General features: G+C 71.7%; 12 protein-coding genes. 8 read left to right on the top strand and 4 right to left on the bottom strand.

Translation table 11 applies throughout. The annotated features are described in order from the left end of the window. Positions 1–141 precede the first annotated feature (141 nt). Positions 142–474: a DUF3817 domain-containing protein gene (locus tag ACZ4UX_RS13495; RefSeq protein ID WP_329489643.1), complete on the top strand. Its 333-nt coding sequence runs from the start codon at positions 142–144 to the stop codon at positions 472–474. A 104-nt stretch (positions 475–578) separates the two neighbouring features. On the opposite strand, the gene ACZ4UX_RS13500 is transcribed toward ACZ4UX_RS13495, so the two are convergent. Together ACZ4UX_RS13500 and ACZ4UX_RS13505 are read right to left on the bottom strand one after the other, a co-directional pair. After that, a complete protein-coding gene (locus tag ACZ4UX_RS13500) occupies positions 579–2,192 on the bottom strand; it encodes a M4 family metallopeptidase (protein ID WP_465706699.1) in 1,614 nt (537 codons plus the stop codon). Between the two features lie 443 nt (positions 2,193–2,635). Continuing rightward, positions 2,636–4,276 carry a M4 family metallopeptidase gene (locus tag ACZ4UX_RS13505; RefSeq protein WP_465706700.1) on the bottom strand — a complete coding sequence of 547 codons (1,641 nt, stop codon included), beginning with the start codon at positions 4,274–4,276 and terminating at the stop codon, positions 2,636–2,638. Positions 4,277–4,775: 499 nt separating this feature from the next. On the opposite strand from ACZ4UX_RS13505, the gene ACZ4UX_RS13510 reads away from it, so the two are divergent. The 3 genes from ACZ4UX_RS13510 to ACZ4UX_RS13520 all read left to right on the top strand — a co-directional run bounded on the left by ACZ4UX_RS13510 (position 4,776) and on the right by ACZ4UX_RS13520 (position 7,686). Continuing rightward, positions 4,776–5,303 carry a MarR family winged helix-turn-helix transcriptional regulator gene (locus tag ACZ4UX_RS13510; protein ID WP_329489646.1) on the top strand — a complete coding sequence of 176 codons (528 nt, stop codon included), beginning with the start codon at positions 4,776–4,778 and terminating at the stop codon, positions 5,301–5,303. Between the two features lie 101 nt (positions 5,304–5,404). Beyond that, positions 5,405–5,746, top strand: a complete 342-nt coding sequence (locus ACZ4UX_RS13515) for a DUF3817 domain-containing protein (RefSeq protein WP_329489647.1) — start codon at positions 5,405–5,407, stop codon at positions 5,744–5,746. A gap of 254 nt (positions 5,747–6,000) precedes the next feature. Next, positions 6,001–7,686 carry an acyl-CoA mutase large subunit family protein gene (locus ACZ4UX_RS13520; protein WP_329489648.1) on the top strand — a complete coding sequence of 562 codons (1,686 nt, stop codon included), beginning with the start codon at positions 6,001–6,003 and terminating at the stop codon, positions 7,684–7,686. 70 nt (positions 7,687–7,756) lie between these two features. Here the strand turns inward: ACZ4UX_RS13520 and ACZ4UX_RS13525 are convergent, their stop codons facing one another. Continuing rightward, positions 7,757–8,452: a TetR/AcrR family transcriptional regulator gene (locus ACZ4UX_RS13525; RefSeq protein ID WP_465706701.1), complete on the bottom strand. Its 696-nt coding sequence runs from the start codon at positions 8,450–8,452 to the stop codon at positions 7,757–7,759. 367 nt (positions 8,453–8,819) lie between these two features. Between ACZ4UX_RS13525 and ACZ4UX_RS13530 the strand changes: the two genes are divergently transcribed. The 4 genes from ACZ4UX_RS13530 to ACZ4UX_RS13545 all read left to right on the top strand — a co-directional run bounded on the left by ACZ4UX_RS13530 (position 8,820) and on the right by ACZ4UX_RS13545 (position 13,325). Beyond that, on the top strand, positions 8,820–9,815 hold the full coding sequence (locus ACZ4UX_RS13530) for a tetratricopeptide repeat protein (protein WP_465706702.1): 996 nt from the start codon (positions 8,820–8,822) through the stop codon (positions 9,813–9,815). A gap of 698 nt (positions 9,816–10,513) precedes the next feature. Then, entirely contained in the window at positions 10,514–11,179 is a 666-nt protein-coding gene (locus ACZ4UX_RS13535; protein WP_359803105.1) for a DUF6230 family protein, read from the top strand. A 131-nt stretch (positions 11,180–11,310) separates the two neighbouring features. Beyond that, the gene (locus ACZ4UX_RS13540) at positions 11,311–11,937 is read left to right on the top strand and encodes a DUF6114 domain-containing protein (RefSeq protein WP_465706703.1); all 627 of its coding nucleotides are present in this window, start codon (positions 11,311–11,313) and stop codon (positions 11,935–11,937) included. Continuing rightward, a complete protein-coding gene (locus ACZ4UX_RS13545; protein ID WP_465706704.1) occupies positions 11,934–13,325 on the top strand; it encodes a hypothetical protein in 1,392 nt (463 codons plus the stop codon). The genes ACZ4UX_RS13540 and ACZ4UX_RS13545 overlap by 4 nt, the downstream gene beginning before the upstream one ends. A gap of 75 nt (positions 13,326–13,400) precedes the next feature. On the opposite strand, the gene pyk is transcribed toward ACZ4UX_RS13545, so the two are convergent. After that, positions 13,401–14,828, bottom strand: a complete 1,428-nt coding sequence (pyk, locus tag ACZ4UX_RS13550) for a pyruvate kinase (RefSeq protein ID WP_329489654.1) — start codon at positions 14,826–14,828, stop codon at positions 13,401–13,403. Between the last annotated feature and the right edge of the window lie 68 nt (positions 14,829–14,896).

Genomic DNA, 14,896 nt, shown 5'->3' on the forward strand with positions numbered 1-14,896 from the left:
CTCCGTATCCCCTGCGTGTCCGCCGCCGGACCCCGGGCCGGCCGGCGCCGCACCCCGGGAGCGGGGTCGGACATGTGCTCGGTGATAATGGCGGGGATGCTTGTGAGCCGGTTCACAAGCGATCTTCGACTCCTGACTGAGGTGCCCATCGTGAACAGCAGTGCCGTCCACCGCCTGCGTCTGGTCTCCGGCCCCGAGGGCCTCTCGTTCCTCCTGCTGCTGGTCTGCTCGGTGCTCAAGCGCACCACCAGCTTCGACGCGGTGCCGGTGATGGGCATGATCCACGGGATCCTGTTCGTCCTGTACGTGGTGTTCTGGATCATGGCCTGGCAGGCGCAGAAGTGGGACGCCAAGCGCGGCATCCTGCTGTTCGTCCTCTCGGTGCTGCCCACCGGCGGCTTCTTCGCCGAGCGGACCCTCGCCAAGGAGGAGCGCGGCGAGCTCGCACCCGCCCGCGAGCCCGCCACCGCCTGATCGCCGCCCGAACGACCGCGGGCAGGCCGACAGGCTGCCGGGGCCTCCTCTCCCAGTGGGCCCCGGCAGCCTGTCGCCGTTTCCAGGTGTGGTTCCGGTGGTGACTAGTTGACGTTCACCGCGCTCCAGGCCGCGGCCACCGCCGCGTACTGGGTGCTGGTGGTGCCGTAGAGGTCACCGGCCGCCTTCAGGGTCGCCGTGCGGGCGGCCTTGTAGTTGGTGGTGGAGGTGAAGTAGACGGTCAGCGCGCGGTACCAGATCGCGGCGGCCTTGTCCCGGCCGATGCCGGTGACGGTGGAGCCGTTGGAGGTGGGGCTGTTGTAGCTGACGCCGTTGATGGTCTTGGCGCCGCTGCCCTCGGCCAGCAGGTAGAAGAAGTGGTTGGCCACGCCCGAGGAGTAGTGGACGTCCACGTTGCCGACCCCGGAGTACCAGGAGTCCTTGGACGCGCCGTCCTTCGAGGGCTTGTCCATGTAGCGCAGCGGGGTGCCGTTGCCGTTCAGGTTGAGCCGCTCGCCGATCAGGTAGTCCGGCACGTCCGAGGGCAGGTTGGCGTACCACTCGACCATGGTGCCGAAGATGTCCGAGGTGGCCTCGTTGAGGCCGCCGGACTCGCCGGAGTAGACCAGCCCGGCGGTGGCGGAGGTGACGCCGTGGGTCATCTCGTGGCCGGCCACGTCGATCGCGGTCAGCGGGTGGGTGTTGCCCGAGCCGTCGCCGTACGTCATGCAGAAGCAGGAGTCGTTCCAGAACGCGTTGACGTAGTTGGAGCCGTAGTGCACCCGGCTGCTCGCGCCGACGCCGTTGTTCTTGATGCCGCTGCGGCCGAAGGTGTTCTTGTAGTAGTCCCAGGTCGCGCCGGCGCCGTACTGGGCGTCCACCGCGGCGGACTGGGTGTCGGAGGCGAGCCCGTTGCCCCAGACGTTGTCCGCGTCGGTGTACAGCGCGTTCCCGCTGGCGGCGTTGCCCGTCCACTGGTTGCCGCGGGAGGCGTCCTTGAGCTGGTAGGTCGAGCCGCTCTGGGTGGTGGTCAGCGGGACGCTGCCGACGAAGACGCCCTTGCCGCTGCCGTTCGCGGTCTGGAACTCCTCGTGCGTGGAGAGCACCTCGCCGGTGGCCGCGTCGGTGACCAGCCGCTGGCTGCTCGGCGTGCCGTCGGCCCGCTCGCCCTTGACGACGGTCTGGTACGCCAGCCGCGGGTTGCCGTCGGCGGCCCAGACCACCAGGGTGGCCGTGCCCGCGCCGTCGACCCGGCTGATCGCCGACTCGTCCTTGTCCGCGGCGATGCCGACGGTGGCCCGGACGGCGCCGAGCGCCTGGGCGCCGGCCTTGTCGGCGGAGAGCGCCGGGGTGAGGCTCGGCAGTGAGAGCTGCCCGCCGAACGCCCGGTCCACCGAGGTGATCGCGCCGTTGGCCTTCTGGTGCACCACCAGGTCGCCGCCGAGGACCGGCAGGCCGCCCAGGGTCCGCTCGTAGCGCAGGTGACGGGTGCCGTTGGCGTCCACCACGGCGTCCTTGGCGACCAGCCGTTCCTGGCCGCCGAGGGCGAGCGCCTGCGCCACCGGCGCGGCCTCGCTGCCGGCCAGCGAGATCAGCGCGTCGTGCTGCTGCACCACCGAGGGCGCGGCGGCCTGGGCGGGGGCGGCGGCGACCTGGATGGCGCCGGCGAGCAGGGCGGTGGCGGAGAGTACGGCTCCGGCTGTCAGCTTTCGCTTCACGTACGGGGTTCCTTCCACGAAACCGCGTGTGCGCGGTCACGCCGCGTACCGGGGCGCCGGGGTTGGCGCCGTGGGGCGGTAGGGCGCTGACGTGCTGCTCCCGTGCGGTTCCGACGGCCGGTCGGTGGGTGGGGCGACAGCCGTCGAACGGGGCTTTGGTCAGAAGCATGACAAGCACAGGTCGTGAAAGGACAGGGCGCCGCCGGCGATTGGCCAGGTCTCGCCAGTCGTCGGGTACGGGTGGTTCCGGTGGGCCGGGTGACCGGTTCGGGGTGCTTCGTCCCGCTGGCGGGATCCCGCCAGCGGCCACCCTTGTCGCCCGCCGCGGCCCTTGCTACGGCGCCGGGCCGGGCGCCGCTCCGGCCCTCCCCGGCCCGGGCGCGGACGCGCGAACGCCCGGGGCCTCCCCTCCCAGTGAGGCCCCGGGCGCTGTCGAGCGGACGTCAGCTGACGTTGACGCCGCTCCAGGCCGCGGCCACCGCCGCGTACTGGGTGCTGGTGGTGCCGTAGAGGTCACCGGCCGCCTTCAGGGTCGCCGTGCGGGCGGCCTTGTAGTTGGTGGTGGAGGTGAAGTAGACGGTCAGCGCGCGGTACCAGATCGCGGCGGCCTTGTCCCGGCCGATGCCGGTGACGGTGGAGCCGTTGGAGGTGGGGCTGTTGTAGCTGACGCCGTTGATGGTCTTGGCGCCGCTGCCCTCGGCCAGCAGGTAGAAGAAGTGGTTGGCCACGCCCGAGGAGTAGTGGACGTCCAGGTTGCCCACGCCGGAGGACCAGGAGTCGGCCGAGCCGCCGTCCTTGGAGGGCTTGTCCATGTAGCGCAGCGGCGTCCCGTCGCCGTTGATGTTGATCTCCTCGCCGATCAGGTAGTCCGGCTTGTCGGTCGCGAGGTTGGCGGAGAACTCGACCATGGTGCCGAAGATGTCCGAGGTGGCCTCGTTGAGGCCGCCGGACTCGCCCGAGTAGTTGAGGCCCGCGGTGGCGGAGGTGACGCCGTGCGTCATCTCGTGGCCGGCCACGTCGATCTCGGTCAGCGGGTGGGTGTTGGCGTCACCGTCGCCGTACGTCATGCAGAAGCAGGAGTCGTCCCAGAACGCGTTGACGTAGTTCTTGCCGTAGTGGACCCGGCTGGTGGCGCCGACGCCGTTGTTCTTGATGCCGTTGCGGCCGAACGCGTTCTTGTAGAAGTCCCAGGTGGCCGCCGCGCCGAACTGCGCGTCCACCGCCGCAGACTGGGTGTTGGAGGCGAGGCCGGTGCCCCAGGCGTTGTCCGCGTCGGTGTACAGCGTGCCCGAGCCGGAGGTGCGGCCCTTGAGGTCGCTGGTGGACTGGTTGCCGCGGGAGGCGTCCTTGAGCTGGTAGGTCGAGCCGCTCTGGGTGGTGGTCAGCGGGACGCTGCCGACGAAGACGCCCTTGCCGGTGCCGGTCGCGGTCTGCACCTGCTCGTGGGTGGAGAGCACCTCGCCGGTGGCCGCGTCGGTGACCAGCAGCTGGCTGCTCGGGGTGGAGTCGGCGCGCAGGCCCTGGACGACCGTCTGGTACGCCAGTCGCGGGTTGCCGTCGGCGGCCCAGACCACGAGCTTGGCGGCGCCGGCCTGGCGCACCTCCCGCAGCGGCGACTCGTCCTTGTCGGCGGCGATGCCGACGGTCGACTGGACCGCGCCGGAGGCCTGCGCGGCGGCCTTGTCGGCCGGGATCTGCGGGGTGAGGCTCGGCAGGTCGATGGTCGCGGCGACGGCCTTGTCCACGGCCTCGACCGCGCCGTTCGCGGCCTCGTGCACCACCAGGTCGCCGCCGAGGACGGGCAGGCCGGCGAAGGTGCGCTCGAAGCGGAGGTGGCGGGTGCCGTCGGCGTCCACCACGGCGTCCTTGGCGACCAGTTGCTCCTGGCCGCCCAGGGCCAAGGCCTGCGCCAGCGGGCCGGTCTGACCGCTCGCCAGGGCGATCGCCGCCTCGCGCTGCTGCGCGGCCTGCGCCTGCGCGGCCGGGGTCGGGGCGGCCTGGGCGGCGGTGGTGCCCACCTGGATGACGCCGGTGAGGAGGGCGGTGGCGGAGAGTACGGCGCCGGCTGCGAGCTTTCGCTTCACGTACAGGTCCTTCCAGGGAAACCGCGGATGTGCGGTTGCGCCGCGTCCCGGGGTGCCGGGGTTGGCACCTGAGGGGCGGGACGGGCGCTGACGTGCTACTGCTCCGTGCGGTCGAGCGGCGGTGCCACCGGTGAGTGGGGCGGTGGCTGCCGAACGGGGCTGGGCGAAAGCATGACAATCCAACAAGTGAAATGACAGGTCTTGTTCATCGATTGGCCAGGTCTCGCCAGCCCGGCGGAAGGTAAACGGGGCGACAAATCCGGTCGAACCACCCCGCCTTGCAGCGGGTTACCGCCCGAACCGAGGCCTGACTACGGGCCGAACGCCGGATCGGCGGCCAACGGGCGGCCGGCGGCGGGCGATTGGCGGTGGTTCACACCCCCGCAATGTGCTGGTACGGACCTGTGCGTCCCACTGGCGTGATCCCGCCACGTGTCGCGCTTGTCCACCATCAGGACGCCTGGTAACACCCCGGCCGCCCGCCGGTACGGTAAGGGGCGTGGCCAAGCCCCTCGCACTCGACTTCGACCCGATCGCCCGCGCCGACGAGCTCTGGACCCGCCGCTGGGGCGGCGTCCCCTCGATGGCGGCGATCACCTCGATCATGCGCGCCCACCAGATCCTGCTCGCGCGGGTGGACGCCGTGCTCAAGCCGTACGGGCTGACGTTCGCCCGGTACGAGGCGCTGGTGCTGCTCACCTTCAGTCGGACCGGCGAGCTCTCGCTGTCCAAGATCGGCGAGCGGCTGATGGTCCACCCGACCAGCGTGACCAACACCGTCGACCGCCTGGAGCGGGCCGGTCTGGTCGGCCGCCGGCCCAACCCGCTGGACGGCCGCGGGGTGCTCGCGGCGATCACCGCCCGCGGCCGCGAGGTCGTGGAGGAGGCCACCCGGGAGCTGATGGCGATGGAGTTCGGCCTGGAGGAGTACGGCCCCGACCAGTGCCGTCAGGTGTTCGACCTGCTGAGGCCGCTGCGGGTGGCCGCCGGGGACTTCACCGAGCCGGGCGCGGAGCCCGCGGAGTAGGGCGCTGCACGGCCCACCCGTAAGCGGCGGCTACCCTCGTGGGGAGCGGTGCGCGGATCCGGGCGTACCGGCCCATTCCGGCGAGCGAGGCGATGAAGAGTATGAAGGCGAACCCCCTGCTGGGCTGGTACCGGGCCCTGGCCATTGCGACCGGTGTGGCCCTGCTCGTGTTCTGCGGCTTCATGGTCGCGAAGTACGGCTTCGACACGGCCGAGGACCTGACCACCTACGTCGCGATGCTGCACGGCTACCTCTACGTCGGGTACTTCGTGGTGACCTTCCTGCTCGGCCAGAAGCTCAAGTGGCCGCTGGGCCGGATGCTCCTCACCCTGGCCGCCGGCTGCATCCCGTTCGCCTCCTTCGTCGCCGAGCGCCGGGTGGTCCGCGAGGCCGGCGAGCGGCTCCCCGCCGCCGGCGCCGCCCGGCAGGCCGCCGGCGTCTGAGCCACGCGCCGTCCACCGCGCCTTCGAGGGCGCCCCTCCCCGTACCGGGGAGGGGCGCCCTTCGCTTTCCGGGGCCGCGAACCGGCCCTTCTCGTGCCCGAACCGGCCCTTTTCGGCGTTTTCCGGCGCGTTCGCCCCCGGCCGGGCCCCGGCTCCATCGACAATTACTAGGACGTCCGAGTAAATTGATAGGACGTCCTAACAGTTGTGCCGTCCACGTGCCGTGGCGGCCGTACGGAGCGGAGTTCGGGGTCATGGACGCCGAGGAGATCGAGCGCGGACGGCAGCGCTGGCAGCAGCGGTACGACAGCTCCCGCAAGCGGGACGCGGACTTCACCACCCTCTCCGGTGACGAGGTCGAGCCGGTCTACGGCCCGCCCGCGGGCCAGCCGGTCGAGGGCTTCGAGCGGATCGGCTGGCCCGGCGAGTACCCGTACACCCGGGGGCTGCACGCCACCGGCTACCGGGGGCGGACGTGGACCATCCGCCAGTTCGCCGGCTTCGGCAACGCCGAGCAGACCAACGAGCGCTACCGGATGATCCTGGACTCGGGCGGCGGCGGCCTCTCGGTCGCCTTCGACATGCCCACCCTGATGGGGTACGACTCCGACGACCCCAAGTCGCTCGGCGAGGTCGGCCACTGCGGCGTGGCGATCGACTCGGCCGCCGACATGGAGGTCCTCTTCAAGGGGATCCCGCTCGGCGACGTCACCACCTCGATGACCATCAGCGGCCCGGCCGTCCCGGTCTTCTGCATGTACCTGGTCGCCGCCGAGCGCCAGGGCGTCGACCCGGCGGTGCTCAACGGCACCCTGCAGACGGACATCTTCAAGGAGTACATCGCACAGAAGGAGTGGCTCTTCGCGCCCGAGCCGCACCTGCGCCTGATCGGCGACCTGATGGCCTACTGCGCCGAGGGCATCCCGGCGTACAAGCCGCTCTCGGTCTCCGGCTACCACATCCGCGAGGCCGGCTCGACGGCCGCGCAGGAGCTGGCGTACACGCTGGCGGACGGCTTCGCCTACGTCGAACTCGGCCTCTCCCGGGGCCTGGACGTGGACGTCTTCGCGCCCGGCCTCTCCTTCTTCTTCGACGCGCACCTCGACTTCTTCGAGGAGATCGCCAAGTTCCGCGCCGCGCGCCGGATCTGGGCCCGCTGGATGCGCGACCGCTTCGGCGCCCGGACGGACAAGGCGCAGTGGCTGCGCTTCCACACCCAGACCGCCGGGGTCTCGCTGACCGCCCAGCAGCCGTACAACAACGTGGTCCGCACCGCGGTCGAGGCCCTCTCGGCGGTGCTCGGCGGCACCAACTCGCTGCACACCAACGCGCTGGACGAGACGCTGGCGCTGCCCTCGGAGCAGGCCGCCGAGATCGCCCTGCGCACCCAGCAGGTGCTGATGGAGGAGACCGGCATCACCAACGTGGCCGACCCGCTGGGCGGTTCCTGGTACGTCGAGGCGCTCACCGACCGGATCGAGGAGCAGGCCGAGGCGATCTTCCAGCGGATCCTGGACAAGGGCCGCGAGGACCACGAGATCGGCCCGATCACCTCCGGCATCCTGCGCGGGATCGAGGACGGCTTCTTCACCGGCGAGATCGCCGAGGCGGCCTTCCAGTACCAGCAGGGCGTCGAGAAGGGCGAGAAGCGGGTCGTCGGCGTCAACTGCCACCCGCGCAGCGTCACCCCCGAGCTGGAGATCCTCCGGGTCAGCCACGAGGTCGAGCGCGAGCAGGTGCGCGTGCTGGCCGCGCGCAAGGCCGGCCGGGACGAGGCGGCGGTGCGGGCCGGGCTGGACGCGATGCTGGCGGCGGCCCGCTCGGGCGCGTCGATGATCCCGCCGATGCTGGACGCCGTCCGGGCCGAGGCGACCCTGGGCGAGATCTGCAACGCGCTGCGCGACGAGTGGGGCATCTACCGGGAGACCGCCTCCTTCTGACGAACGGGGCAGCCCCCTGGACGCCGAGAACCGCCCCGCGCAGTCGCGCGGGGCGGTTCTCGGCGTCCGCTCAGCCGGCGAGGAGCCGCGGGAACGGTCCGAGCAGCAGCTCGGTGAAGCGGCGGATCCACTCGGCGGTGATCGGCTCGCCGCTGACCAGCACCCGGTGCTCGACCGTCCCGGCGATGATGTCGAAGATGATGTCGATCTCCTCGGCGGCCGCCGCCGGGTCGCCGTCCGGGGCGAGTTCGCCGCGCGCCTGGGCGGCGGCCCGGCCCTGGCGGACCAGGCGCTTCTGCGGGTCCACGATCGCCTCCCGGATCCGCCGCCGCAGCTGCCGGTCCCGGGTGCCCTCGGCGAACAGCGCGAGCAGCGCGGCCTGCGTCTCCGGGCGGACCAGCAGACCGGCGAACTGGGCGACCACGGCCTCGATGTCGGCCCGCAGGCTGCCGAGGTCGTGCATCACCAGCTCGTCGAAGAGGCTCGCGACGGCGTCCACCACCAGCTCGTTCTTGGAGGGCCAGCGGCGGTACAGGGTGGTCTTGGCGACCTTGGCGCGGGTGGCCACGTGGCCCATGGTCAGCCCGCCCCAGCCGAGTTCGGCCAGTGCCTCGCGGGTGGCGTCGAGGATGGCGGTGTCGGCGGCCGCGCTGCGCGGGCGGCCCTTGGCCCGGGCGGTGGTGCTCTCGGGGCCCTCCGGGGCCTGTGGGGGGTCTTCACGGCCCGCCGGGCACGCCGGGGTCGCGGGGGGCTGGGGGGCCGGCACCGGGCCTCCTTGCGATGTACTGGTAAGTAACATGGGTGGGGCAGGTAACGGTAGCGACTGTTCCCCGTCGGGGTCAGCGGATGCGGGCGGGAAAGTGGGGCAGCTCACGTCCCGGGACGCCGGGATGGGGTTGCGGCGGGGGGCCTCGATCCAGTTACGCTACGACTCGTAGCGAAAGCAGTGACGACCAGGCGCCGTGATCCCGTGGGACGGGGACGGCGCGGGCGCGGATGGGGATCCGCGCCGAACGGTTCAGGTTACCGGGGGACGGGCCGTCCACCTGGGGAATCGCCGCCGCGCAGCCCGCGCGGTGCGACTTTCCGGAGGTTGGTGCCCGTCAGCGGCGCGGACGGGGGAGGATAGTGCCATGCAGCCACGGAATTCGCGTCTCAACAGCTCCGCTCTGCGCGGTGCGGTCGACCTCGCCGCAGTGAAGGCAGCCGGTGAGGCCGCCCAGAAGGCCGAGCAGGCCAGGGCCGAGCGGGCCCGCCAGGCGGCGGCCGCCGAGGCGGCCGGGGTCGCCCCGGCCCAGCCCGCGTACCCGCTCGTCATCGATGTCACCGAGGACACCTTCGAGACCGAGGTCGTCCAGCGCTCCACCGAAGTGCCGGTGGTCATCGACTTCTGGGCCGAGTGGTGCGGTCCGTGCAAGCAGCTCAGCCCGATGCTGGAGCGGCTGGCCGAGGAGTACGCCGGCCGGATCGTGCTCGCCAAGATCGACGTCGAGGCCAACCAGCTGCTCACCCAGCAGTTCGGCATCCAGGGCGTCCCGGCCGTGATGGCCGTGGTGGCCGGCCAGCTGGTGCCGCTGTTCCAGGGTGCCGAGAGCGAGGCCAACGTCCGCAAGGTGCTGGACCAGTTGATCCTGGTGGCCGAGCAGCGCTTCGGCGTGGTCGGCGGGGCCGGGGCACCGGCCGAGGCGTCGGGCGAGGCCGAGGCGTACCTGCCGGAGGACCCGGCCCTGGCGGCCGCGCACGAGGCGCTGGACCGGGGGGACCTCGGCGGCGCCGTCCAGGCGTACCGGAACGTGCTGGTCGACGAGCCGGGCAACACCGAGGCCCGGCTCGGCCTGGCCCAGGCGGAGCTGCTGCGCCGGGTGGAGGGTCTGGACCTGGCGGGCGTCCGCGCGGCGGCCGCGGCCGACCCGAAGGACGTCGCGGCCCAGCTGGACGCGGCCGACCTGGACCTGGTGGGCGGTCACGTCGAGGACGCCTTCGGGCGCCTGGTGGCCACCGTCGGGCGGACCTTCGGCGAGGACCGGGACACCGTCCGGCTCCGGCTGCTGGAACTGTTCGAGGTGATCGGCACCGACGACCCGAGAGTGACGGCGGCGCGCGGCGCGCTGGCCCGCGTGCTGTTCTGAGGGCCGTCCGACGGTCGGTTCTGGCACGGCGGATGACCTGCGGTGTCGCTGACGATTTGGCGACAATCCGGTCATCGGTCCAGAGGTTTACCAAATCTTGACAACACCCGTGGGCGGTCACTTCAGGTGACCGCCCACGGGTGTTTCGCTGGTGTTTCCGGCGGATTTCGTCCTCACCGTTCCTTCAATTCATCACTCTGGGTGTGCGGGCGGCCATTTCCATGATCGCCGCCGTCCGATGTTGGATTACCCGTCAGTAATGAACCCCTTGTGCTTCGCCCGGGATTCAAGCAGCATCGGCGACGCCCGGTCCCAGCGTTCAGCCCCCCGACAGCCGGTCGGTGGGCGGAGCCAGGGATCCCCACCGGGTGAGCCGCCGGCCGAGGCCGGTGGTGGGAGGGCAGGGGGGTATCCGCGGTCCCACGGCGGTTCCTGTCCTTCGAACCGGCCGCGCGGCCCGCGCGGTCGCTGGTTGTCGCTCGGGGGTGATCGCCGATGTCGTCGGTCCTGCCCGCCGCCCCGCAAGGGCGGTCGGTGAAGGGACGGGAGTGCCGCTGTGTGCCGGCCGCTCCCGCGTCCGACGACGCCAACGGCGCTCTCCGCTACCGAGGACGTAGCTCTCTCCCATCCCAGGCCCCCACCGGTGCGCGACGCACCGCCGGGGAGCCGGAGATGTACGTCCTAGAAGGAGGACTCGCATGTCCCAGACCTACGGCAAGACCCGCTGGAAGCGCTTCGCCCTGGTGATGGTGCCCAGCCTCGCGGCCACCGCCGCGGTGGGTGTCGCACTGGCGAACAACGCGCTTGCGGCTTCGTTCAGCGTCTCCGGCCAGAGCTTCAAGGTCACCACGGCCGAGCTGCACGGCACCAACTTCGCGCAGTTCGGCTCGATCGACGCGGAGACCAACGGCACGCCGCACCCGGTGGCCATCTCGGCGTTCGACTCGGCCACCATCAAGAGCCTCTGCCAGTCCGTGGTGACCGACCCCAACGTCATCCCCGGCCTGCCGTGGAAGCTGCCGAAGATCACCCTGCGCCTGGAGGCCGGCCAGAGTGACGACCCGGCGAAGCAGGTCACTGCCAAGAACCTGCTGATCGACCTGGAGCAGCTGAACGCGGACGCCGAGTTCACCAACATCAACATCGGCCAGGACGCGTCCACCCTGAAGGGCACCGCCACCCAGGGCTGGAAGTCCAAGCTCGGTACCGGCCTGCCCTCCGGCGCCACGGGCTTCGCCCAGGCCGCCGACAAGGCCGACCTGTCCAACGTGCAGCAGACCGCCTGGGCCACCTCGGCCGGCACCTTCAAGCTCCAGGGCCTGAAGCTCAACCTGCACACCGACGGCGGGCACGAGTGCTACTAGGCCGTTGACCGGCGGCGGGCCCCGGCCCGCCGCCGACCGCGGTACCCGGGGGGTCGGGGGCGGTGCGTGCGCCGTCCCGGGCCCTCCCCCTCCCGTTTTTCGCCTCGTTCACACCATCGAGGAGCTGCATCGTGTCCAGCGCCCTTGCCGAGTTCCGGCCCGCCGAGCACGAGAACCCCGCCCAGTGGGTGCGTCGGGTGTTCCGTAACTTCCGCCGGTCCCGGCCGTTCTACGGCGGCTTGCTGGCCATGATCGCCGGCGTCCCGATCATGTACTTCCCGTACGCCAAGCTGGCGTTGAACGGCATGACCGTCACCATGGCGACCACGGCCGGTGCCGGGTCACTGATCATCGGGGTCCTGCTGATCGTGCTGGGCCTGACCGCCTGGTTCCAGCCGGCCGTCCGGTTCTTCGCCGGCATCGCCACCACGCTGCTGACCCTGATCTCGATCCCGGTCTCCAACCTCTCCGGTTTCGGCATGGCGCTGCTGCCCGGTCTGATCGGCGGCGGGCTGATGCTCTCCTGGGCGCCGAACCCGGCCGCGCCGACGACCGAGGCGGTCGCCGCCGGCGCCGGCGGCACCAAGACCCTGCCGTCGACGGCGTCCGAGGAGCCCGGCACCGCGGAGTTCGCCGCCGAGGAGCCCGCCACCGCGCCGCTGCCGGCCGTCCCCGCGCAGGCCGCCCCGGCCGACGACGGTACCGCCGGGGCCGGCGTCCCGTCGCAGCACACCGGTGACCAGAAGGAGGCACGGTGAGCGGGTCCCAGGAGCCGCGGGCGGAGCAGCGCTCCGGGCGGCACGCGGCGCCCCGCACGCCCGTCCGGGTCCGGCTCAGAGGCCGCGCGCTGGCGATGGCCGCGGTGCCGACCGCGCTGCTGATGGCCGCCGCCTACACGCCGAACGCCGCGATCGCCGAGACCTCGGCGGGCAAGCCCTGCGCCACCGCGCCGGACACCGCGCCGCCGGTGGTGGCGGAGACCCCGGTGCCCAAGAGCGAGCTGCCCCCGCCGCTGCCCGGTCCGTCGGTGCCGCTCCCGGAGAGCCCGGCGACCACCCCGGCGGGCACGCCGACCGGTGCGCCGACCAGCGCGCCGACCGGTGCTCCGACGAGCACGCCCACCACGGTGCCCGGCACCCCGGCCCCCTCGTCCTCGCCGGCCTCGGCCCCGGTCCGGTCCGCGACCACCGGCGGGTCCGGCGGCGTCGTCCAGGCCGGGCTGATCGACGACATCGTCGGCGGGATCACCAACCTGATCCACCCGAGCGCGTCGGCGAGCCCGTCCGCCTCCGCCACCACGGCCGCCCCGGCGCAGACCCAGGCCCCGGTCACCGCGCCCGCCGCGGGCAACCGCGCGGTGGCCCCGGCCGCCGCCACCCAGGCGCCCGCCGCGCCCGCGCCGTCCGCTGCCACGACGCCCCCGGCCGCCGGGTCGGGGACGCCGAGCCCGGCGGCCACCACGCCGGGCGCCAAGGCGAGCACGCCGGGTGCCAAGGCGAGCGGCAAGCCGTCCGCGGGTGCGAAGGCCACCGGGTCGGCCACGCCGTCGGACCCGGCCACGCCGTCCGCCTCGGGCACGCCGACCAAGGACCCGAACTGCCTGGTCCCGATGAAGGGCCTGGCCGCCGGGGAGAAGACGGACAACGCGATCCTCGTCCCCGACCAGAACTGGACCCTGCAGACCAGCCGGCTGACCCTCAACCACGCCGTCCTGATGGGCGTGGTCAAGGTCCAGACGCCGACCGGCACCAAGCGGGTGCTGAAGTTCGTGGTCGACAGCGTGGACATCGAGAACCTCGACATGTCGACCCTTGAGGGCAACGGCAAGACCTTCCACGTCAAGGGCGCCCCCGGCTCGGTCTCCACGATGCGCAAGGGCCCGGTCACCATGTACGTGGAGAAGCTCTCCGGCCACCTGTCCAAGGTGCTCGGCCTGCCGATCCCGATCGACCTGGGCGAGCTCACGCTGACCCCGGACGGGCCGCTGCCGCAGTGGCTGTACGACCTGATCGGCAAGCTCGAACTGCCGCTCTGGCTGGAGATGACCGGTGTCACCGCGGTCCAGTCCGGCCAGTTCGGCGGCACGCTGAAGATCCCCGGCATGCAGCTCTACAACGACGACAAGCCGTACGTCGGCAACCAGTAGCGGCGGCGAGAACGCCCGTGGGGCGGCCCCTCCGACGAGGAGGGACCGCCCCACGGGCGTGTTCGCGGGCGGGTGCTACGCGCTCCGGGTGCCCAGGTGGTGCACCTGGACCATGTTGGTGTTGCCGGGGACGCCGGGGGGCGAGCCGGCGGTGACGATGACGGTGTCGCCCTCGTCCAGCTGGCCGATCTTGAGCATCTCGCGGTCGACCTGGGCCACCATCTCGTCGGTGGAGCCGACCTGCTCGGTGACGTGCGCCTCGACGCCCCAGCTCAGCGAGAGCTGGTTGCGGGTGGCGTTGTCCGGGGTGAACGCGATCACCGGGATCGGCGAGCGGTAGCGGGAGAGCCGGCGCGCGGTGTCACCGGACTTGGTGAACGCGACCAGCGCCTTGCCGTTGAGGAAGTCGCCCAGCTCGCACGCGGCGCGGGCGATCGAACCGCCCTGGGTGCGCGGCTTGCGGCCCGGGTTCAGCGGCTGGAGGCCCTGCGAGAGCAACTCCTCCTCGGCCTTCTCGGCGATCCGGCTCATGGTGCGGACCGTCTCGACCGGGTACTTGCCGACGCTGGACTCGGCGGAGAGCATGACCGCGTCGGTGCCGTCCAGGATCGCGTTGGCGACGTCGGAGACCTCGGCGCGGGTCGGCCGCGAGGCGTGGATCATCGACTCCATCATCTGGGTCGCGACGATCACCGGCTTGGCGTTGCGGCGGGCCAGCGTGATGAGCCGCTTCTGGACCAGCGGCACCCGCTCCAGCGGGTACTCGACGGCCAGGTCGCCACGGGCGACCATGATGGCGTCGAAGGCGAGGACGATCTCCTCCATGGCCTCGACGGCCTGCGGCTTCTCGATCTTGGCGATGACCGGCACCCGGATGCCGACCGCGTCCATGACCTCGTGGACGTCCTTGATGTCGTCCGCGTTGCGGACGAAGGAGAGGGCGACCATGTCGACGCCCAGCTCCAGGGCGAAGCGCAGGTCGTCCTTGTCCTTCTCGGACAGCGCGGGCACGTTCACGGCCGTGCCGGGCAGGTTGATGCCCTTGTTGTTCGAGAGCACACCGCCCTCGACGACCACGGTCTTCACCTGCGGGCCGTCGACGCTGACGACCTCCAGGGCGATGACGCCGTCGTTGATCAGGATCGGGTCGCCGGGCTTCACGTCGCCCGGCAGGCCCTTGTAGGTCGTCCCGCAGATGTGCTGGTCACCGGGGACGTCCTCGGTGGTGATGATGAACTCGTCACCGTTGTCGACGGTCACCGGACCGTTGGCGAAGGTGGCCAGACGGATCTTGGGGCCCTGGAGGTCGGCAAGGACGCCGATGGCCTTGCCGGTGTCCTCCGAGACCTGGCGGACCTTGTGGTACCGCTCCTCGTGATCCGCGTGGGTGCCGTGGCTCATGTTCAGTCGGGCGACGTTCATGCCCGCCTCGACGATGGCCTTCAGCTGTTCGTAGGAGTCCGTCGCCGGACCCAGGGTGCAGACAATTTTCGCTCGGCGCATATGGATCAGTCTATCCGTTCGTGTTATAGGTGCATTCGGCACGAAACGTGAGGAATCGTCGACGAAGG

This window comes from Kitasatospora sp. NPDC028961, from assembly GCF_055564815.1.